This window comes from Mycolicibacterium insubricum (assembly GCF_010731615.1).
Classification (GTDB): Bacteria; Actinomycetota; Actinomycetes; order Mycobacteriales; family Mycobacteriaceae; genus Mycobacterium; species Mycobacterium insubricum.
The window spans coordinates 3,839,274-3,859,406 of the sequence record NZ_AP022618.1 but is presented as its reverse complement, the minus strand read 5'-3'; the positions used below and the strand labels follow the sequence as shown (position 1 = coordinate 3,859,406).

Here is a 20,133-nt window from a genome sequence, read left to right as displayed (position 1 = left end):
GGCGCCGGTTTCATGTCCGGCGCACGACAGACCACATCACCATCGGCAGGCAGGAGGACGTCATGACGCAGACCGCACCCGCGATCGAAGCCCTGCTGACCGAACACGCCGACCTGGAACTGCGGCTGTCGGACCCGGCGCTGCACGCCGACGCCGCGACCGCCCGCAAGGTCGGCCGCCGATTCGCCCAGCTGGCGCCGATCGTTGCCACTCACCGCAAGCTGACCGCCGCCCGCGATGATCTGGACGCCGCCCGGGAACTGGCCGCCGACGACGCGTCGTTCGCCGCCGAGATCCCGGATCTGGAGGCTACCGTCGCCGAGTTGGACACCGCGCTGACCGACATGCTCGCCCCGCGTGACCCGCACGACGTCGACGACATCGTGCTGGAGGTCAAATCCGGCGAGGGCGGCGAGGAATCGGCGCTGTTCGCCGCCGACCTGGCCCGGATGTACACCCGCTACGCCGAACGGCACGGCTGGACGGTCACCGTGCTCGGCGAGACGACCTCCGACCTGGGCGGCTACAAGGACGCCACGCTGTCGATCCGCAGCAAGGGCGATTCGGCCGACGGCGTGTGGTCGCGGCTGAAGTTCGAAGGCGGCGTGCATCGCGTGCAGCGGGTGCCGGTCACCGAATCCCAGGGCCGGGTGCACACCTCGGCCGCCGGCGTCCTGGTCTACCCGGAGCCCGAAGAGGTCGAGCAGGTGCAGATCGACGAATCCGATCTGCGCATCGACGTCTACCGGTCCTCCGGCAAGGGCGGCCAGGGCGTCAACACCACCGACTCCGCGGTCCGCATCACGCACCTGCCCACCGGCATCGTCGTCACCTGCCAGAACGAGCGCTCGCAGCTGCAGAACAAGGCCCGCGCCACGGCGGTGCTGGCCGCGCGGCTGCAGGCGCTGGCCGAGGAGCAGGCCTCGGCCGACGCGTCGGCCGACCGGGCCAGCCAGATCCGCACCGTGGACCGCAGCGAACGCATCCGGACCTACAACTTCCCGGAGAACCGGATCGCCGACCACCGGATCAACTTCAAGGCGCACAACCTCGATCAGGTGCTCGACGGCGACCTCGACGACCTGCTGGACGCGCTGGCCGCCGCCGACAGGCAAGCTCGGTTGCAGCAGCAGGACTGATGACCCCCAGGCCCGGTCCACGCCTGCGTGACCTCATCGCCGACGCTGAGGCGGTGCTGGCCCGTGCCGGAGTGGATTCCGCCCGCGCCGACGCCGAACTGCTCGCCGCGCACGCCGCCGGAACCGACCGCGGCCGGCTGGCGGTGCTGGCACTGACCGGCGACCCGATCGACGACGACGTCGCCGCGCGGCTGCACGACCTGGTCACCGCCCGGGCCCGACGGATCCCGCTGCAGCACCTCACCGGCACCGCCGCCTTCGGGCCGGTCACCGTCGCCGTCGGCCCCGGGGTGTTCACCCCGCGCCCGGAGACCGAGGCGCTGCTGGACTGGGCCTCCCGCCAACTCACCGGTGACGCGCCGCTGATCGTCGACGCCTGCACGGGCAGCGGCGCGCTGGCGCTGGCCCTGGCCCACGACCATCCGGGCGCGCAGATCATCGCCATCGACGACAGCCCCGAGGCGCTGGGCTACACCCAACGCAACACCGCGGGCACCGCGATCCGGGTCGTGGAGGGCGACCTCACCGATCCCGGTCTGCTGGCCGAGCTCGACGGCCGCGTCGACCTGGTGGTGTGCAACCCGCCCTACATTCCCGACGGCGCGGAGCTCGACCCCGAGGTCGTCGACCACGATCCGCACCACGCCCTGTTCGGCGGACCCGACGGCATGTCGGTGATCCCGGCCGTCGCGGCGGCGGCCGCCCGCTGGCTGCGCCCGGGCGGGGCCGTCGGGATCGAACACGACGACACCACGTCGGCGCAGACCCGCGAGGCGCTGGCCCGCACCGAGGCGTTCGATGACATTCTGGCCAGGGCGGACCTGACCGGGCGGCCCCGGTTCGTCACCGCCATCCGCCGATCCGCCGAGAAGATGAGGCACCCGTGAGCCGGCTATACGACTGTGCAGATCCGCAGCAGCGGCGCGAGGGCATCGCCGCAGCCGCCCGCGCCGCCGGTGACGGCGACCTGGTGGTGCTGCCCACCGACACCGTCTACGGCATCGGGGCCAACGCGTTCGACGCGCAGGCCGTCGCCGCGCTGCTGGCCGCCAAGGGCCGCGGCCGCGATATGCCGGTGCCGGTGCTGGTCGGGTCCTGGCAGACCATCGACGGTCTGGTGTTCCCGGTGCCCGACGCCGCCCGCGAGCTGATCGCCGCGTTCTGGCCCGGTGCGCTGAGCCTGGTGGTGCGCCAGGTGCCGTCGCTGATGTGGGACCTCGGCGACTCCGACGGCACCGTGATGCTGCGGATGCCGCTGCACCCGGTGGCCATCGAGCTGCTGCGCGAGGTCGGCCCGATGGCGGTGTCCTCGGCCAACATCTCCGGGCAGACGCCGGCCGTGCAGGTCGATGAGGCGCAACGCCAGCTCGGCGAGTCCGTGGCGGTGTACCTGAACGGGGGACCTTCGCCGCGGCGGGCCGCGTCCTCGATCGTCGACCTGTCCGGCCCGGCGCCGAGAATCCTGCGGGCCGGGCCGATCAGCGCCGCCGCCATCGCCGAGGTCCTCGGCGTCGACGCCGAAACCCTCACCCGCTGAGGTTCGCCGCCGTCCAGGTTCGTCCCAGTGCGGTGCAGTACGGTTTACCCGATGTTCAGCGCAGGTGACACCCGTGGAGCTCAGGTTCTGCTCGCGCTGGGGGAGCGCGGCGCCGGCGTGCCGCTGCGGGAGCTGGCGCTGGTCGGTCTGGCCGCGGCCGTCATCACCTACTTCGCCACCGGCCCGGTGCGGGTGCTGGCCTGCCGCATCGGTGCGGTCGCCGTACCCCGAGAACGCGATGTGCACGTCACCCCGGTGCCCCGGATGGGCGGGCTGGCCATGTACCTCGGCGTGGTCGCCGGGGTTTTCCTGGCATCCCAGCTGCCCGCCCTGACCCGCGGTTTCGTCTATTCCACCGGCATGCCGGCGGTGTTGGTGGCCGGCGGGGTGATCCTGGTCGTCGGTTTGATCGACGACCGCTGGGGCCTGGACGCGCTCACCAAGTTCGCCGGCCAGATCACCGCGGCCAGCGTGCTGGTCACCATGGGCGTGGCCTGGAGCGTGCTCTACATCCCGATCGGGGGAGTGGGCACCCTGGTGCTGGACCAGACGGCCTCGATCCTGCTGACCCTGGCGCTGACGGTGTCGATCGTCAACGCGATGAACTTCGTCGACGGCCTGGACGGCCTGGCCGCCGGGCTGGGCCTGATCACCGCGCTGGCCATCTGCGCCTTCTCGGTCGGACTGCTGCGCGACCACGGCGGCGACGTGCTGTTCTACCCGCCGGCGGTGATCTCGGTGGTGCTGGCCGGCGCTTGCCTGGGCTTCCTGCCGCACAACTTCCACCGCGCGAAGATCTTCATGGGCGACTCCGGGTCGATGCTGATCGGACTGATGCTGGCCGCCGCGTCGACGACGGCCGCCGGCCCGATCTCGCAGAGCGCCTACGGCGCCCGCGACGTCTTCGCCCTGCTGTCGCCGTTCCTGCTGGTGGTCGCGGTGATGTTCGTGCCGGCGCTGGACATGCTGCTGGCGATCGTGCGGCGCACTCGGGCCGGGCGCAGCCCGTTCAGCCCCGACAAGATGCACCTGCACCACCGGCTGCTGCAGATCGGCCACTCGCATCGCCGCGTCGTGCTGCTGATCTACCTGTGGGTCGGCATCGTCGCGTTCGGTGCGGCGAGCACCATCTTCGTCGCGCCGCGCTACACCGGTTCGGTGATGCTGGCGGCCATCGTGGTGGCCGTCATCGTCACGCTCATTCCGCTGCTGCGCGGCAACGTCGGCGGGGCGCGGGAGGCCGACTCCGAGGCGGGTGCCGAGCCCTACGATTGGCGCTCCCGGGGGCTGTAGAGCCGCACGGGACAGGTGATGTACGACGAAGGGTAGTAGGGCAGATTTTCCGGCCTCTACCATGTGGTACGGTTTTCGCGAACCCCCGAATGACCTGCGTGTCGACGGCCCGTGAGACGGCCGGGAACACGCGGATCCGAGCCGGAGTTCGACCGATCATGGGAAAACCCTGGGTGGTTCCCACGTGCCCGTCGGCCTCCGATACGCTCATCGGGCCCAGCAGATTTTGACGGCACCCCGAACGATGAGGTGAGCAGTGACGACCCCAGCGCAGGAAGCGCCCTTCGTGCTTCCGGCCGTGGCGTTTCGTCCCGTTCGGCTGGGCATCATCTGCCTGGTGCTCGCCGGGCTCGCAGCCGGTCTCTCCGCCTATCTCGAGCACCCGATGTTCGGGCTGTTCTTCGCCGTCGGGCTGGCGATGGGGTTGAGCAATGCGCTGCTGATCCGCCGCGCGGTCACCAACATCACCGCCAAGGACCACCCGCTGAAGTCCCAAATGGCGGTGAACTCGGCGGTCCGGCTGCTGGTGATGAGCGTCGTCGGCCTGGCCATCGCCTACCAATGGCGGCCGGACGGGCTCGGCACGCTGTTCGGCATCGCGCTCTTCGAGGCGCTGCTGGTCGCCACCACGTCCCTGCCGGTACTGAAGAAACTTCGCGCGGGTGCGGCCGAGGACGCCGCCACCGCCGCCAACGACGGATGAAGACAGAAGGATTAATCCGCTGATGACAGAGAGCATTCTCGCCGAGGCCAAGATCCAGGTCGGCCACCACAGCCCGGTCTGGTTCAAGGGTGAGTGGTACGCCATCAACGGCGACACCGTGATCGCCTCGGCCGTGGCTGCGGTGATCGTTATCGCGCTGGCGTTCGTGCTCCGCTCGCAGGTGACCTCCACCGGGGTGCCGGGCAAGGTCCAGCTGCTGTGGGAGACGCTGACCATCCAGATGCGCGATCAGATCGAGAGCGCCATCGGGATGAAGATCGCGCCGTTCGTGCTCCCGCTGGCGGTCACGCTGTTCATCTACATCCTCGTCGCCAACTGGCTGTCGGTGCTGCCGGTGCAGTACACGGATGCGAATGGGCATGCCGAGGAGCTGCTCAAGCCGCCGGCGTCCGATATCAACTTCGTGCTGGCGCTCGCGCTGTTCGTGTTCATCTGCTACCACGCGGCCGGCTTCTGGCGCCGCGGCCTGATCGGCCACCCGGTCAAGGTGATCAAGGGCCACGTCGCGGTTCTGGCGCCGATCAACATCGTCGAGGAGATCGCCAAGCCGGTCTCGCTGTCGCTGCGTCTTTTCGGCAACATGTTTGCCGGCGGCATCATGGTGACGCTGATCGCGCTGTTCCCGGCGTGGATCCTCTGGCTGCCCAACTCGATCTGGAAGTCCTTCGACTTGTTCGTCGGCCTGATCCAGGCGTTCATCTTCGCCCTGCTGACCATTCTGTACTTCGGGCAGGCGATGGAGCTCGACCACGACCACGAGGAAACCGAGGCGCACGCCTTCTAGCTCGTCCAGACCAACCGCATCACAACAGACCTGACAGCACTGTCAGCTATCAAGGAGGAAGAAAACAATGGCAGCAGATCCCGCCATCATCCAGGGCGCCCTCATCGGCGGCGGCCTCATCATGGCCGGCGGCGCCATCGGTGCCGGTATCGGTGACGGTATCGCCGGTAACGCGCTGATCTCCGGTATCGCTCGGCAGCCGGAGGCGCAGGGCCGCCTGTTCACCCCGTTCTTCATCACCGTCGGTCTGGTGGAAGCCGCGTACTTCATCAACCTGGCCTTCATGGCGCTGTTCGTGTTCGCCACCCCGGGCGCCTCGTAAATCAGCGTCATGGGTGAACTTGGCACCGTCGTCCTCGCGGACGGCATCAACATCCTCGCGGACAGCGAGGAAGGTGGCGGACAGAGCAACTTCCTGGTCCCCAACGGCACCTTCTTCGTCGTGCTGGCGATCTTCCTGATCGTGCTTGCGGTCATCGCCAAGTGGGTGGTGCCGCCGGTCAGCAAGGTGCTCGCCGAGCGCGAGGCAATGCTGGCCAAGACCGCCGCGGACAGCAAGAAGGCCGTCGAGCAGATGGCAGCCGCCGAGGCCGAGTACGAGGCAACGCTGGCCGAGGCGCGCACCGAAGCCTCCGCCATCCGTGACGAGGCACGCACCGCCGGCCGCCAGGCCGTCGACGCCTCGAAGGCCGCCGCTGCCGACGAGGTCGCCGCGACGCTGGCCGGTGCCGGCGCCGAGCTGTCGGCGAACGCCGAGGCCGCCGCCACCGAGCTCAACGCCTCGGTGGATCCCCTCTCGACCACGTTGGCCAACCGCATCCTCGGCATCGAGGGTGCGTCGGCTGGAGGTAATCGGTAAATGCTCAAGGTAATCGGCCTGCTGGTCGGCATCGGCGCCGTTCTCTGGGCGGGGATGCATTACGGCATCTTGGCGGAGACGTGGTCGACGTTCGTCGGCCAGCTCGTCGGCTTCGCGCTGATCGCCTGGCTGTTCATCAAATATGCGCTGCCGCTGCTGCGCGGCATGGTGGCCAAGCAACAGGAAGCCATCCGGGTGGCGCTGGCCGAAAGCGAGGCCGCTGCGGCCAAGCTGGCCAACTCCGATGCGACCTCGGCCAAGGCCGTCGCCGACGCCAAGGTCGAGGGCGCCCGGATGGTCGAAGGCGCACAGGCGGATTCGGTCCGCATCGCCGAGCAGCTCGGTGAGCAGGCCGTCGCCGACGCCGACCGGATCAAGGCTCAGGGCGTCTCGCAGATCGAGAGCCTGCGGGCTCAGCAGATCCGCGCGCTGCGCTCGCAGCTGGGTGCCGACGCGGTGGCCCGCGCCGAGGAGATCGTGCGGGCCTACGTCGCCGATCCCGCGGCCCTGGCCGGCACCGTCGACCGCTACCTCGACGAACTCGACGCCATGGCCCCGGCACCGGCCACACTCGGTGCGGCTGACCCGCTGGAGCTGCGTGCCACCAGCCGCGCCGCCCTGGCCGCGGTGACGGCCAAGTTCGAGGCGGTGAGCAACACCGTCGGCACCGATGAGTTGCGCGGCCTGGCCGACGAGCTCGCCGCGATCGCCAAGCTGCTGCGCGCCGAGGCCACCCTGACCAAGGTGCTGGTCTCGCCGGCCGACGACGCGGCGGCCAAGACCGCGCTGGTGAGCCGGTTGTTCGGCTCGCAGCTCGGCCCCAAGCCGCTGGAGTTGCTGCAGACCGCGGCGGCCCATCGCTGGTCGTCGGACAAGGATCTGGCCCCGGCGTTCGCCTACCTGGCCCAGCTGGCGCTACTGGTTCGCGCCGAGCGGCTGGAAGCCGGTGAGCGGGTGGAGAACGAACTGTTCCGGTTCGGCCGGATCCTCGACGGTTCCCCCGAGCTGAGCCAGCTGCTCAGTGACCACGGCCGCGCGCTGGACGGCCGCATCGCATTGCTCAACGATCTGCTGACCCGCGGCGGATCGGTGCACGAGGTCACCAGGGAACTGCTGGAGCAGATCGTCGACCTGCTGCACGGTGGGCGCATCGACCTAGAGGTCAATGCGCTGGCCGAGGTCGCGGTGACCCGCCGTGGCGAGCTGGTGGCGGAGGTGAAATCGGCGGCGCCGCTGACGGATGCGCAGAGCACCCGGCTCGGCACCATCCTGGCCCGCATCTACGGGCATCCCATCGCGCTGAAGTCCGATGTCGCCCCCGAGGTCCTCGGTGGTCTGCACATCACGGTCGCCGACGAGGTCATCGACGGTGCCATCGCCTCCCGGTTGGCGGCGGCCCGACTCGGCCTCCCCGACTGACCGGCAACTGACCCCCAATCCAAGAAACACAAAGGCAGGAAGACGAAAAGCCATGGCAGAGTTGACTATCTCGGCTGCTGACATCGAGGGCGCGATCGGGGACTACGTATCCTCGTTCACCCCGGCCTCCGGTCGCGAGGAGGTCGGTACCGTCATCGATGCCGGCGACGGTATCGCCCACGTCGAGGGCCTGCCCTCGGCGATGACCCAGGAACTGCTGGAATTCACCGGCGGCGTGCTCGGTGTCGCGCTCAACCTCGACGAGCACGCGATCGGCGCCGTCATCCTCGGCGACTTCGACAAGATCGAGGAGGGCCAGGAGGTCAAGCGGACCGGCGAGGTGCTCTCGGTGCCCGTCGGCGACGCCTTCCTGGGCCGCGTGGTCAACCCGCTCGGTGAGCCGATCGACGGCAAGGGTGACATCGTCGCCGAGACCCGTCGTGCCCTGGAGCTCCAGGCCCCGTCGGTGGTTCAGCGCCAGAGTGTGTCCGAGCCGCTGCAGACCGGCATCAAGGCGATCGACAGCCAGACCCCGATCGGCCGCGGCCAGCGTCAGCTGATCATCGGCGACCGCAAGACCGGTAAGACCGCGGTCTGCGTCGACACCATCCTCAACCAGCGCGACGCCTGGGAGACCGGCGACCCGCAGCAGCAGGTGCGCTGCGTGTACGTCGCCGTCGGCCAGAAGGGCACCACCATCGCCAGCGTCCGTCGGGCGCTGGAAGAAGGTGGCGCGATGGACTACACCACCATCGTCGCGGCCCCGGCCTCGGATCCCGCCGGCTTCAAGTGGCTGGCCCCGTACACCGGCTCGGCCATCGGCCAGCACTGGATGTACAACGGCAAGCACGTGCTGATCGTCTTCGACGACCTGACCAAGCAGGCCGAGGCCTACCGCGCCATCTCGCTGCTGCTGCGCCGCCCGCCGGGCCGCGAGGCCTACCCGGGTGACGTCTTCTACCTGCACTCGCGTCTGCTGGAGCGTTGCGCAAAGCTGTCCGACGAGCTCGGTGGCGGTTCGATGACCGGTCTGCCGCTGATCGAGACCAAGGCCAACGACATCTCGGCCTACATCCCGACCAACGTCATCTCGATCACCGACGGCCAGTGCTTCCTGGAGACCGACCTGTTCAACCAGGGTGTCCGGCCGGCCATCAACGTCGGTGTTTCGGTGTCCCGCGTCGGTGGCGCCGCCCAGATCAAGGCCATGAAAGAGGTCGCCGGATCGCTGCGTCTGGATCTGTCGCAGTACCGCGAGCTGGAGGCCTTCGCGGCCTTCGCGTCCGACCTGGACGCCGCTTCCAAGGCCCAGCTGGAGCGCGGTGCGCGCCTGGTGGAGCTGCTCAAGCAGCCGCAGCACTCGCCGATGCCCGTTCAGGACCAGGTCGTCGCGATCTTCCTCGGTACCCAGGGCTACCTGGACTCGGTGCCGGTCGAGGACGTGCAGCGCTTCGAGGCCGAATTCCTCGAGCACGTCAAGACCTCGCACAAAGAGATCCTCACCGAGATCCGCGACACCAAGAAGCTCTCCGAGGAGCTGGAGGCCAAGCTGATCTCGACGATCAACGACTTCAAGAAGGGCTTCCAGACCACCGACGGTAGCTCCGTCGTCCCGGTCGATCCCGAGGTCGAGGCGCTCGACGCCGCGGCCGTCGGTACCGAGACGGTGAAGGTCCAAAAGTCCGCGCCGAAGAAGTAGGACCGGAGGGTCTGGTAACCACATGGCAGCCACACTGCGCGAATTGCGTGGACGTATCCGCTCGGCCGGGGCGATCAAGAAGATCACCAAGGCACAGGAGCTGATCGCCACTTCGCGGATCGTCAAGGCACAGGCCCGGGTCGAGGCGTCCCGGCCCTATGCCGTCGAGATCACCCACATGCTGACCCAGCTGGCCAGCCACAGCGCGCTGGACCACCCGTTGTTGGTGGAGCGCGAACACCCCAAGCGGGTCGCCGTTCTGGTGGTGTCCTCGGACCGCGGTCTGTGCGGTGGCTACAACGCCAACGTGCTGCGCCACGCCGAGGAGCTGTTCACGCTGCTGCGCGAGCAGGGCAAGGAGCCGCAGATCTACGTCGTCGGACGGAAGGCCCTGGGCTTCTACAGCTTCCGCAACCGGAAGGTGGAGAAGTCCTGGACTGGCTTCTCCGAGCGGCCGACGTACGCGCACGCCAAGGAGATCGCCGACACCCTGGTGGCGACGTTCCTGGCGGGCGAGGACGACGAGGGTGACGGCCCGGGTGCCGACGGCATTCTCGGCGTCGACGAACTGCACATCGTCTTCACCGAATTCCGCTCGATGCTGTCGCAGTCGGCGGAGGCGCGGCGCATCGCGCCGATGGTGGTGGAGTACGTCGGTGAGGACGAGTCGGCGTCGGCCGGCCCGACCACGCTGTTCTCCTTCGAGCCGGACGCCACCACGCTGTTCGAGCAGCTGCTGCCGCGCTACATCGCCACTCGGGTGTACGCCGCGCTGCTGGAGGCGGCCGCGTCCGAGTCCGCGTCGCGTCGGCGTGCCATGAAGTCCGCGACCGACAACGCCGACGACCTGATCAAGGCGTTGACGCTGGAAGCCAACCGCGAACGTCAGGCGCAGATCACCCAGGAAATCTCCGAGATCGTCGGCGGCGCCAACGCCCTGGCCGACGCCAACTGAACCCCGTAACGAAGCAGAGAGCGAAGAAGAATGACTGCCACCGCCACCAAGAAGGACACCGGACGCGTCGTCCGCGTCACCGGACCCGTGGTCGACGTCGAGTTCCCGCGGGGCTCGGTGCCGAACCTGTTCAACGCGCTGCACGCCGACATCACCTACGGTGAGATGGCCAAGACGCTGACCCTCGAGGTTGCCCAGCACCTCGGTGACAGCATGGTGCGCACCATCTCCATGCAGCCCACCGACGGCCTGGTCCGCGGCGTCGACGTCCGCGACACCGGCACCTCGATCACCGTGCCGGTCGGTCACGAGGTCAAGGGCCACGTGTTCAACGCGCTCGGCCATTGCCTCGACGAGCCCGGCTACGGCGAGAACTTCGATCACTGGTCGATCCACCGCAAGCCGCCGGCGTTCGATCAGCTGGAGCCGCGCACCGAGATGCTGGAGACCGGCCTGAAGGTCGTCGACCTGCTGACCCCGTACGTGCGTGGTGGCAAGATCGCCCTGTTCGGCGGCGCCGGTGTGGGCAAGACGGTGCTCATCCAGGAGATGATCAACCGCATCGCCCGCAACTTCGGTGGTACCTCGGTGTTCGCCGGCGTGGGGGAGCGCACCCGTGAGGGCAACGACCTGTGGGTCGAGCTCGCCGACGCCAACGTGCTCAAGGACACGGCGTTGGTGTTCGGCCAGATGGACGAGCCGCCCGGCACCCGTATGCGCGTCGCCCTGTCGGCCCTGACCATGGCCGAGTGGTTCCGCGACGAGGCGAACCAGGACGTGCTGCTGTTCATCGACAACATCTTCCGGTTCACCCAGGCCGGTTCCGAGGTGTCGACCCTGCTGGGCCGCATGCCTTCGGCGGTGGGTTACCAGCCGACGCTGGCCGACGAGATGGGTGAGCTGCAGGAGCGCATCACCTCGACCCGCGGCCGGTCCATCACCTCGATGCAGGCCGTGTACGTGCCTGCCGACGACTACACCGACCCTGCCCCGGCGACCACCTTCGCGCATCTGGACGCCACCACTGAGCTCTCCCGCACGGTGTTCTCCAAGGGCATTTTCCCGGCGGTGGACCCGCTGGCCTCCAGCTCGACGATCCTGGACCCGTCGGTGGTCGGCGACGAGCACTACCGGGTCGCCCAGGAAGTCATCCGGATCCTGCAGCGCTACAAGGACCTGCAGGACATCATCGCGATCCTCGGCATCGACGAGCTGTCCGAAGAGGACAAGCAGCTGGTCAACCGGGCCCGCCGGATCGAGCGCTTCCTGAGCCAGAACATGATGGCCGCCGAGCAGTTCACCGGCCAGCCGGGCTCGACGGTGCCGCTGAAGGAGACCATCGAGGCGTTCGACAAGCTCGCCAAGGGCGACTTCGATCACCTGCCCGAGCAGGCGTTCTTCCTGATCGGCGGGCTCGACGACCTGGCCAAGAAGGCCGAGAGCCTCGGCGCCAAGCTGTGAGCAACGCCCAGACTCGAGGAGGAGGTGACTAGATGGCGGCCGAAATGGACGTCGAGATCGTCGCCGTCGAGCGCAAGCTGTGGTCGGGCAAGGCGACGTTTATCTTCACCCGTACCACCGCAGGCGACATCGGCATCATGCCGCGGCACATCCCACTGGTGGCTCAGCTGGTCGACGACGCCGTGGTGCGCGTCGAGCGCGAGGCACAGGAGGACCTGCGGATCGCCATCGACGGCGGCTTCATGACGGTGACCGAGGAGGGCGTGATCATCCTGGTCGAGTCGGCCTCCTTCGACACCGAGGTCGACGCGGAGCAGGCGAAGAGCGAGGCCGAGTCCGAAGATCCGGTGATCGCCGCACACGGCCGCGCGCGACTGCGCGCGATCGGCCAACTGGGCTAAGACGGTGTTGTCCCGATGAGCACGACCATGATCGTTATGGTCGTGCTCATCGGCGTCTTGGCCGCATTGGTCGCCGCGCTCGGATACCGGCTGTGGAACCTGCGCCAAGGCGGAACCATGGCGATCATGCGCGACCTGCCGGCCGTCGGCGGCGCGGGCTGGCGCCACGGCGTGATGCGCTACCGCGGCGGCGAGCTGGTCTTCTACCGGCTCTCCAGCCTGCGCTGGTGGCCGGACCGACGGCTGAGCCGGCGCGGCCTGGAGGTGCTGGGCCGACGCGCACCGCGCGGCGACGAATTCGACATCATGACCAACGAGCTGGTCGTCGTGCAGCTGCGCGACGGCGGCGAGACCGGCCGCAGCTACGAACTGTCGCTGGACCGCGGCGTCCTGACGGCGTTCCTGTCCTGGCTGGAGGCCCGCCCGTCACCGCGCGCCCGCCGCACCGAGAACTGACGGGATGGCGGAGGACCCGACTCCGCCGGTTTACTCCGCCCCGGTCTGGCCCGGCCGCCACAGCACGTCGCCGTCGGGGTTGACCACCCGCGACAGGATGAACAGCAGATCCGAGAGCCGGTTGAGGTACTTCGCCGGCAGCGGGCTCATCGATTCCCCGTGCTCGTCCATCGCCGCCCAGGCCGCCCGCTCGGCGCGCCGGGTGACCGTGCGCGCGGTGTGCAGCAGCGCCGACAGCGCGGTACCGCCGGGCAGGATGAACGAGTTGAGCTTCGGCAGATCCTCGTTGAACTCGTCGCACCAGCCTTCCAGCCGGTCGATGTAGTCCTGGGTGATCCGCAGCGGCGGGTACTCGGGGTCGGCGACCACCGGGGTGGACAGATCGGCGCCGGCGTCGAACAGGTCGTTCTGGATCTGCCGGAGCACCGCGGTGAGCTCCGGGCCGGGAGAACCGAGCGCGACGGCGACCCCGATGGCGGCGTTGGCCTCGTCGCAGTCGGCGTAGGCGATCAACCGCGGGTCGTTCTTGGAAACCCGGGAGAAGTCGGACAGTCCCGTGCTGCCGTCGTCACCGGTCCGGGTGTAGATGCGGGTCAGATGTACGGCCATGGGCCAACCGTACCGCCCGCGCTCACTACACTGGCGCGGGTGAGCGAGGTGTTCGTGGTGACCGGCGGTGCGCGGCTGGCCGGTGAGGTGGCGGTGGGCGGCGCCAAGAACAGTGTGCTGAAACTGATGGCTGCCGCGCTGCTGGCCGAGGGCACCACCACCATCAGCAACTGTCCGGACATCCTCGACGTCCCGCTGATGGCCGAGGTGCTGCGTGGCCTGGGTGCCACTGTCGAGCTGGACCGAGACGTCGTCCGGATCACCACCCCGGACGAACCCAAGTACGACGCCGACTTCGCCGCCGTGCGCCAGTTCCGGGCATCGGTGTGCGTGCTCGGCCCGCTGGTGGGCCGGTGCAAACGGGCCCGGGTTGCGCTGCCCGGCGGCGACGCGATCGGCTCCCGGCCGCTGGACATGCATCAATCCGGACTGCGCCAGCTGGGCGCACAGTGCTCGATCGAGCACGGCTGCGTGGTCGCCACCGCCGACGCGCTGCACGGCGCCGAGATCCAGCTGGAGTTCCCCTCGGTGGGGGCCACCGAGAACATCCTGATGGCGGCGGTGCTCGCCGAGGGCACGACGGTGATCCACAACGTGGCCCGGGAGCCCGACGTGGTGGACCTGTGCGACATGCTGGTGGGGATGGGCGCCCTGATCGAGGGCGCCGGCACTTCCACCCTGACCATCACCGGGGTCGACAAGCTGCATCCCACCCGGCACCGGTGCATCGGCGACCGCATCGTCGCGGCCACCTGGGGGATCGCGGCAGCGATGACGCGCGGTGACGTAACCATCACCGGGGTCGATCCCTCCCATCTGCAACTCGTGCTGCACAAGCTGCACGACGCCGGCGCCACCGTCACCCAGAGCGACGACGGCTTCCGGGTGACCCAGTACGAGCGGCCCCGGGCGGTGAATGTCTCGACGCTGCCCTATCCGGGTTTCCCGACGGACCTTCAGCCGATGGCGATCGCGCTGGCCGCCATCGCCGACGGCACCTCGATGATCACCGAGAACGTCTTCGAGGCGCGGTTCCGGTTCGTCGAGGAGATGATCCGCCTGGGAGCCGACGCCCGGACCGACGGCCACCACGCCGTCGTCCGCGGTATCCCGCAGCTGTCCAGTGCGCCGGTCTGGTCCTCGGACATCCGGGCCGGCGCCGGGCTGGTTCTGGCCGGCCTGGTGGCCGACGGCCAGACCGAGGTGCACGACGTCTACCACATCGATCGGGGCTATCCGCTGTTCGTGGAGAACCTCAAGGGTTTGGGAGCCGAGATCGAGCGGGTAGTATAGGCAGAGTCCGGCAGCGTGTGGGCGCGATCACAAAAGATCCCCCAGATGCCAGCTTGACTTGCCAGACCGGATCGGCTTAAGCTGGTCGGGTTGCCCCGGAGAGGGCAGCAAAGACAGAAAGTCAAAGTCTGGAGGCCGAAAAGCCTTCGGTACTGTCACGGCCTGTTGTTTGAGAACTCAATAGTGTGTTTGGTGGTTTTTGTTTGTTGTTTTTTGGCCGCATTCTTTTTCCCGTTTAGGGTGTGGTTGTTTTTTTGGATGCCAGTTTTTGGTGTCTTTTGTTTGTGATCATTTTTTCTGATTGAAAATCGTGCCTGCACTGTTGTGTGGGGGTTTTTGTTTGGAGAGTTTGATCCTGGCTCAGGACGAACGCTGGCGGCGTGCTTAACACATGCAAGTCGAACGGAAAGGCCCTTCGGGGTACTCGAGTGGCGAACGGGTGAGTAACACGTGGGTGATCTGCCCTGCACTTTGGGATAAGCCTGGGAAACTGGGTCTAATACCGGATAGGACTACGGCCTGCATGGGTTGTGGTGGAAAGCTTTTGCGGTGTGGGATGGGCCCGCGGCCTATCAGCTTGTTGGTGGGGTGATGGCCTACCAAGGCGACGACGGGTAGCCACCTGAGAGGGTGACCGGCCACACTGGGACTGAGATACGGCCCAGACTCCTACGGGAGGCAGCAGTGGGGAATATTGCACAATGGGCGCAAGCCTGATGCAGCGACGCCGCGTGGGGGATGACGGCCTTCGGGTTGTAAACCTCTTTCAGTAGGGACGAAGCGTAAGTGACGGTACCTATAGAAGAAGCACCGGCCAACTACGTGCCAGCAGCCGCGGTAATACGTAGGGTGCGAGCGTTGTCCGGAATTACTGGGCGTAAAGAGCTCGTAGGTGGTTTGTCGCGTTGTTCGTGAAAACTCACAGCTTAACTGTGGGCGTGCGGGCGATACGGGCAGACTAGAGTACTGCAGGGGAGACTGGAATTCCTGGTGTAGCGGTGGAATGCGCAGATATCAGGAGGAACACCGGTGGCGAAGGCGGGTCTCTGGGCAGTAACTGACGCTGAGGAGCGAAAGCGTGGGGAGCGAACAGGATTAGATACCCTGGTAGTCCACGCCGTAAACGGTGGGTACTAGGTGTGGGTTTCCTTCCTTGGGATCCGTGCCGTAGCTAACGCATTAAGTACCCCGCCTGGGGAGTACGGCCGCAAGGCTAAAACTCAAAGGAATTGACGGGGGCCCGCACAAGCGGCGGAGCATGTGGATTAATTCGATGCAACGCGAAGAACCTTACCTGGGTTTGACATGCACAGGACGCCGGCAGAGATGTCGGTTCCCTTGTGGCCTGTGTGCAGGTGGTGCATGGCTGTCGTCAGCTCGTGTCGTGAGATGTTGGGTTAAGTCCCGCAACGAGCGCAACCCTTGTCTCATGTTGCCAGCACGTTATGGTGGGGACTCGTGAGAGACTGCCGGGGTCAACTCGGAGGAAGGTGGGGATGACGTCAAGTCATCATGCCCCTTATGTCCAGGGCTTCACACATGCTACAATGGCCGGTACAAAGGGCTGCGATGCCGTAAGGTGGAGCGAATCCTTGAAAGCCGGTCTCAGTTCGGATCGGGGTCTGCAACTCGACCCCGTGAAGTCGGAGTCGCTAGTAATCGCAGATCAGCAACGCTGCGGTGAATACGTTCCCGGGCCTTGTACACACCGCCCGTCACGTCATGAAAGTCGGTAACACCCGAAGCCGGTGGCCTAACCCCTTGTGGGAGGGAGCTGTCGAAGGTGGGATCGGCGATTGGGACGAAGTCGTAACAAGGTAGCCGTACCGGAAGGTGCGGCTGGATCACCTCCTTTCTAAGGAGCACCGATACCGTAAAGGTTCCCCCGCCCCCGCAATCGTGTGGGATCTGGTGGTTGGGAGAGGTGCCAGGGTTCTGTAGTGGGATTCTGGTGGGTGCACAACAAACATTGAGGCACGTCCCGGTTTCGGGGGTGTCGCCTGGTCTACGGGAACGTGGGGCTGGGGTCGCTGAACACACTGTTGGGTCCTGAGGCAACAGGCCCGCAGGCTCGCCCCCTGTTTTTTTGGGTGTGGTGGGTGCTGGTCCCTGACTGTTGGTTGGGGGTTCTGATTGTCGCCCTGCTTGGTGGTGGGGTGTGGTGTTTGATTTGTGGATAGTGGTTGCGAGCATCAAGCCGCACGATGTGGCCGGCTCTGGCGGGGCTGTCTCTTTGTGGGGGATGGTTTTTCGTCAGTGTTGGTTGGTGTGGTTTGTTGTAGTGTGATTCTTTTTTCTCATTTTTCTTGGTTTGTTTTGTGTTGTAAGTGTTTAAGGGCGCATGGTGGATGCCTTGGCACTGGGAGCCGATGAAGGACGTAGGAGGCTGCGATAAGCCTCGGGGAGCTGTCAACCGAGCTGTGATCCGAGGATGTCCGAATGGGGAAACCCGGCACGAGTGATGTCGTGTCACCCGGCACTGAATACATAGGTGTCGGGGGGGAACGCGGGGAAGTGAAACATCTCAGTACCCGTAGGAAGAGAAAACAATTGTGATTCCGTGAGTAGTGGCGAGCGAAAGCGGAGGATGGCTAAACCGTGTGTATGTGATACCCGGCGGGGGTTGTGCATGCGGTGTTGTGGGGCCAGCGTTCTCAGATCCGCCGATCTGGGCAGCAGTGAGAAAAGTTCGTGTTAGTCGAAGTGGCCTGGGATGGTCTGCCGTAGACGGTGAGAGCCCGGTAGGTGAAAACTCGAACTCTGTTGTCGTTGGTTCCCGAGTAGCAGCGGGCCCGTGGAATCTGCTGTGAATCTGCCGGGACCACCCGGTAAGCCTGAATACTTCTCAGTGACCGATAGCGGATTAGTACCGTGAGGGAATGGTGAAAAGTACCCCCGGGAGGGGAGTGAAATAGTACCTGAAACCGTGCGCTTACAATCCGTCAGAGCCTTCGTTTTTAACGTGGGGTGATGGCGTGCCTTTTGAAGAATGAGCCTGCGAGTCAGGGGCATGTCGCGAGGTTAACCCGTGTGGGGTAGCCGTAGCGAAAGCGAGTCTGAATAGGGCGTATCCCCGTAAGGGGTGTAGTGGCATGTTCTGGACCCGAAGCGGAGTGATCTACCCATGGCCAGGGTGAAGCGCGGGTAAGACCGCGTGGAGGCCCGAACCCACTTAGGTTGAAGACTGAGGGGATGAGTTGTGGGTAGGGGTGAAAGGCCAATCAAACTCCGTGATAGCTGGTTCTCCCCCGAAATGCATTTAGGTGCAGCGTCACATGTTGCGTGCTGGAGGTAGAGCTACTGGATGGCCGATGGGCCCTACTAGGTTACTGACGTCAGCCAAACTCCGAATGCCGGTACGTGTAAGTGTGGCAGTGAGACGGCGGGGGATAAGCTCCGTGCGTCGAGAGGGAAACAGCCCAGATCGTACTAAGGCCCCTAAGAGTGTGCTAAGTGGAAAAGGATGTGCAGTCGCGAAGACAACCAGGAGGTTGGCTTAGAAGCAGCCACCCTTGAAAGAGTGCGTAATAGCTCACTGGTCAAGTGATTGTGCGCCGATAATGTAGCGGGGCTCAAGCACACCGCCGAAGCCGCGGCAATACGTAAGTATTGGGTAGGGGAGCGTCCTGCATCCGGTGAAGCAGCCGTGTGAACGAGTTGTGGAGGGTGTGGGAGTGAGAATGCAGGCATGAGTAGCGATAAGGCAAGTGAGAACCTTGCCCGCCGAAAGACCAAGGGTTCCTGGGGCAGGCCAGTCCGCCCAGGGTGAGTCGGGACCTAAGGCGAGGCCGACAGGCGTAGTCGATGGACAACGGGTTGATATTCCCGTACCCGTGTGTGAGCGTCCCTGATGAATCCGTTTTGCTAACCGCCCAAAAGGCTGGTGATGGTCTCCTTCGGGAGTCCGCTACTGCGCGGGACCCAGGCGGGTAGTAGTCAAGCGATGGGGTGACGCAGGAAGGTAGCCGTACCAGTCAGTGGTTGTACTGGGGCAAGCCTGTAGGGAGAAACCTAGGCAAATCCGGGTTTCATTAATCCTGAGAGGTGATGCATAGCCGATTGAGGCGAATTCGGTGATCCTATGCTGCCGAGAAAAGCCTCTAGCGAGCCAACACACGGCCCGTACCCCAAACCAACACAGGTGGTCAGGTAGAGAATACTAAGGCGTACGAGTGAACTATGGTTAAGGAACTCGGCAAAATACCTCCGTAACTTCGGGAGAAGGAGGACCCCCTACTGTCAACACCCTTGCGGTGGGCAGCGGTGGGGGGTGGCACAAACCAGTGAGAAGCGACTGTTTACTAAAACACAGGTCCGTGCGAAGTCGCAAGACGATGTATACGGACTGACGCCTGCCCGGTGCTGGAAGGTTAAGAGGACCCGTTAACTGTTAAAGGTGAAGCGGAGAATTTAAGCCCCAGTAAACGGCGGTGGTAACTATAACCATCCTAAGGTAGCGAAATTCCTTGTCGGGTAAGTTCCGACCTGCACGAATGGCGTAACGACTTCTCAACTGTCTCAACCATAGACTCGGCGAAATTGCACTACGAGTAAAGATGCTCGTTACGCGCGGCAGGACGAAAAGACCCCGGGACCTTCACTACAACTTGGTATTGATGTTCGGTACGGTTTGTGTAGGATAGGTGGGAGACTGTGAAACTCGCACGCCAGTGTGGGTGGAGTCATTGTTGAAATACCACTCTGATCGTATTGGACCTCTAACCTCGGACCGTATATCCGGTTCAGGAACAGTGCCTGGTGGGTAGTTTAACTGGGGCGGTTGCCTCCTAAAATGTAACGGAGGCGCCCAAAGGTTCCCTCAACCTGGACGGCAATCAGGTGTTGAGTGTAAGTGCACAAGGGAGCTTGACTGCGAGACCTACACGTCAAGCAGGGACGAAAGTCGGGACTAGTGATCCGGCACCTCTGAGTGGAAGGGGTGTCGCTCAACGGATAAAAGGTACCCCGGGGATAACAGGCTGATCTTCCCCAAGAGTCCATATCGACGGGATGGTTTGGCACCTCGATGTCGGCTCGTCGCATCCTGGGGCTGGAGCAGGTCCCAAGGGTTGGGCTGTTCGCCCATTAAAGCGGCACGCGAGCTGGGTTTAGAACGTCGTGAGACAGTTCGGTCTCTATCCGCCGCGCGCGTCAGAAGCTTGAGGAAACCTGTCCCTAGTACGAGAGGACCGGGACGGACGAACCTCTGGTATACCAGTTGTCCCACCAGGGGCATCGCTGGATGGCTACGTTCGGACAGGATAACCGCTGAAAGCATCTAAGCGGGAAACCTTCTCCAAGACCAGGCTTCTCACCCTCTAGGAGGGATAAGGCCCCCCGCAGACCACGGGATCGATAGGCCAGACCTACACGCACCGCAAGGTGTTCAGGGAACTGGTACTAACCGGCCGAAAACTTACAACACCCACCAACCCCCACAAAAGGGTCGGACCGGGAACAAATGTAAGCCAAAACCAATGACGAAAACATAGACACACTGTCTC

Annotated in this window: 16 protein-coding genes and 2 rRNA genes; 17 read left to right on the top strand and 1 reads right to left on the bottom strand. The window is 65.4% G+C overall.

The window, feature by feature from the left end; genetic code table 11:
- Window positions 1–62 precede the first annotated feature (62 nt).
- The 14 genes from prfA (at window position 63) to G6N16_RS18100 (ending at window position 12,727) form a co-directional block, all read left to right on the top strand.
- On the top strand, window positions 63–1,139 hold the full coding sequence (prfA, locus tag G6N16_RS18165; RefSeq protein ID WP_083029099.1) for a peptide chain release factor 1: 1,077 nt from the start codon (window positions 63–65) through the stop codon (window positions 1,137–1,139).
- The gene (prmC, locus tag G6N16_RS18160; RefSeq protein WP_083029098.1) at window positions 1,139–2,026 is read left to right on the top strand and encodes a peptide chain release factor N(5)-glutamine methyltransferase; all 888 of its coding nucleotides are present in this window, start codon (window positions 1,139–1,141) and stop codon (window positions 2,024–2,026) included. Before prfA ends, prmC begins: the two co-directional genes overlap by 1 nt.
- Window positions 2,023–2,676, top strand: coding sequence for an L-threonylcarbamoyladenylate synthase (locus tag G6N16_RS18155; RefSeq protein ID WP_083029097.1), 654 nt, complete (start codon window positions 2,023–2,025; stop codon window positions 2,674–2,676). Before prmC ends, G6N16_RS18155 begins: the two co-directional genes overlap by 4 nt.
- 51 nt (window positions 2,677–2,727) lie before the next feature.
- Window positions 2,728–3,969 (top strand): glycosyltransferase family 4 protein, encoded by a 1,242-nt coding sequence (locus tag G6N16_RS18150; RefSeq protein WP_083029096.1) that lies wholly within the window; start codon window positions 2,728–2,730, stop codon window positions 3,967–3,969.
- Between the two features lie 256 nt (window positions 3,970–4,225).
- Window positions 4,226–4,672 (top strand): ATP synthase subunit I, encoded by a 447-nt coding sequence (locus G6N16_RS18145; RefSeq protein ID WP_083029095.1) that lies wholly within the window; start codon window positions 4,226–4,228, stop codon window positions 4,670–4,672.
- Window positions 4,673–4,694: 22 nt separating this feature from the next.
- Window positions 4,695–5,477, top strand: a complete 783-nt coding sequence (gene atpB, locus G6N16_RS18140; protein WP_083029094.1) for a F0F1 ATP synthase subunit A — start codon at window positions 4,695–4,697, stop codon at window positions 5,475–5,477.
- 67 nt (window positions 5,478–5,544) lie between these two features.
- Complete coding sequence (locus G6N16_RS18135) at window positions 5,545–5,799, top strand: F0F1 ATP synthase subunit C (RefSeq protein ID WP_083029093.1); 255 nt, start codon at window positions 5,545–5,547, stop codon at window positions 5,797–5,799.
- Window positions 5,800–5,808: 9 nt separating this feature from the next.
- Window positions 5,809–6,336, top strand: a complete 528-nt coding sequence (locus G6N16_RS18130) for a F0F1 ATP synthase subunit B (RefSeq protein ID WP_083029092.1) — start codon at window positions 5,809–5,811, stop codon at window positions 6,334–6,336.
- A 54-nt stretch (window positions 6,337–6,390) separates the two neighbouring features.
- Window positions 6,391–7,755, top strand: a complete 1,365-nt coding sequence (locus G6N16_RS18125; RefSeq protein ID WP_083029199.1) for a F0F1 ATP synthase subunit B/delta — start codon at window positions 6,391–6,393, stop codon at window positions 7,753–7,755.
- Between the two features lie 52 nt (window positions 7,756–7,807).
- Window positions 7,808–9,454, top strand: a complete 1,647-nt coding sequence (gene atpA, locus G6N16_RS18120; RefSeq protein ID WP_083029091.1) for a F0F1 ATP synthase subunit alpha — start codon at window positions 7,808–7,810, stop codon at window positions 9,452–9,454.
- A 22-nt stretch (window positions 9,455–9,476) separates the two neighbouring features.
- Window positions 9,477–10,409, top strand: a complete 933-nt coding sequence (locus tag G6N16_RS18115) for a F0F1 ATP synthase subunit gamma (protein ID WP_083029090.1) — start codon at window positions 9,477–9,479, stop codon at window positions 10,407–10,409.
- A 30-nt stretch (window positions 10,410–10,439) separates the two neighbouring features.
- A complete protein-coding gene (gene atpD, locus G6N16_RS18110; RefSeq protein ID WP_083029089.1) occupies window positions 10,440–11,870 on the top strand; it encodes a F0F1 ATP synthase subunit beta in 1,431 nt (476 codons plus the stop codon).
- A 32-nt stretch (window positions 11,871–11,902) separates the two neighbouring features.
- On the top strand, window positions 11,903–12,271 hold the full coding sequence (locus tag G6N16_RS18105; protein WP_234805703.1) for a F0F1 ATP synthase subunit epsilon: 369 nt from the start codon (window positions 11,903–11,905) through the stop codon (window positions 12,269–12,271).
- Window positions 12,272–12,286: 15 nt separating this feature from the next.
- Window positions 12,287–12,727, top strand: a complete 441-nt coding sequence (locus G6N16_RS18100; RefSeq protein ID WP_083029088.1) for a DUF2550 domain-containing protein — start codon at window positions 12,287–12,289, stop codon at window positions 12,725–12,727.
- A 30-nt stretch (window positions 12,728–12,757) separates the two neighbouring features.
- Here G6N16_RS18100 and G6N16_RS18095 read toward each other — a convergent pair whose 3' ends face one another.
- Window positions 12,758–13,336, bottom strand: coding sequence for a cob(I)yrinic acid a,c-diamide adenosyltransferase (locus G6N16_RS18095; RefSeq protein ID WP_083029087.1), 579 nt, complete (start codon window positions 13,334–13,336; stop codon window positions 12,758–12,760).
- 39 nt (window positions 13,337–13,375) lie between these two features.
- On the opposite strand from G6N16_RS18095, the gene murA reads away from it, so the two are divergent.
- The 3 genes from murA (at window position 13,376) to G6N16_RS18080 (ending at window position 20,053) form a co-directional block, all read left to right on the top strand.
- A complete protein-coding gene (gene murA / locus G6N16_RS18090) occupies window positions 13,376–14,629 on the top strand; it encodes a UDP-N-acetylglucosamine 1-carboxyvinyltransferase (protein ID WP_083029086.1) in 1,254 nt (417 codons plus the stop codon).
- A 337-nt stretch (window positions 14,630–14,966) separates the two neighbouring features.
- Window positions 14,967–16,484: ribosomal RNA gene (locus G6N16_RS18085) — 16S ribosomal RNA — on the top strand.
- 466 nt (window positions 16,485–16,950) lie between these two features.
- Window positions 16,951–20,053 (top strand): 23S ribosomal RNA (locus G6N16_RS18080).
- The 16S and 23S rRNA genes sit together here, the layout of an rRNA operon.
- Window positions 20,054–20,133 lie beyond the last annotated feature (80 nt).

Coding starts and splice junctions, on each gene's coding strand:
- prfA (WP_083029099.1), top strand. CDS start 63: ATGACGCAGACCGCACCCGCGATCGAAGCCCTGCTGACCGAACACGCC.
- prmC (WP_083029098.1), top strand. CDS start 1,139: ATGACCCCCAGGCCCGGTCCACGCCTGCGTGACCTCATCGCCGACGCT.
- G6N16_RS18150 (WP_083029096.1), top strand. CDS start 2,728: ATGTTCAGCGCAGGTGACACCCGTGGAGCTCAGGTTCTGCTCGCGCTG.
- atpB (WP_083029094.1), top strand. CDS start 4,695: ATGACAGAGAGCATTCTCGCCGAGGCCAAGATCCAGGTCGGCCACCAC.
- G6N16_RS18135 (WP_083029093.1), top strand. CDS start 5,545: ATGGCAGCAGATCCCGCCATCATCCAGGGCGCCCTCATCGGCGGCGGC.
- G6N16_RS18130 (WP_083029092.1), top strand. CDS start 5,809: ATGGGTGAACTTGGCACCGTCGTCCTCGCGGACGGCATCAACATCCTC.
- G6N16_RS18125 (WP_083029199.1), top strand. CDS start 6,391: ATGCATTACGGCATCTTGGCGGAGACGTGGTCGACGTTCGTCGGCCAG.
- atpA (WP_083029091.1), top strand. CDS start 7,808: ATGGCAGAGTTGACTATCTCGGCTGCTGACATCGAGGGCGCGATCGGG.
- G6N16_RS18115 (WP_083029090.1), top strand. CDS start 9,477: ATGGCAGCCACACTGCGCGAATTGCGTGGACGTATCCGCTCGGCCGGG.
- atpD (WP_083029089.1), top strand. CDS start 10,440: ATGACTGCCACCGCCACCAAGAAGGACACCGGACGCGTCGTCCGCGTC.
- G6N16_RS18105 (WP_234805703.1), top strand. CDS start 11,903: ATGGCGGCCGAAATGGACGTCGAGATCGTCGCCGTCGAGCGCAAGCTG.
- G6N16_RS18100 (WP_083029088.1), top strand. CDS start 12,287: ATGAGCACGACCATGATCGTTATGGTCGTGCTCATCGGCGTCTTGGCC.
- G6N16_RS18095 (WP_083029087.1), bottom strand. CDS start 13,336: ATGGCCGTACATCTGACCCGCATCTACACCCGGACCGGTGACGACGGC.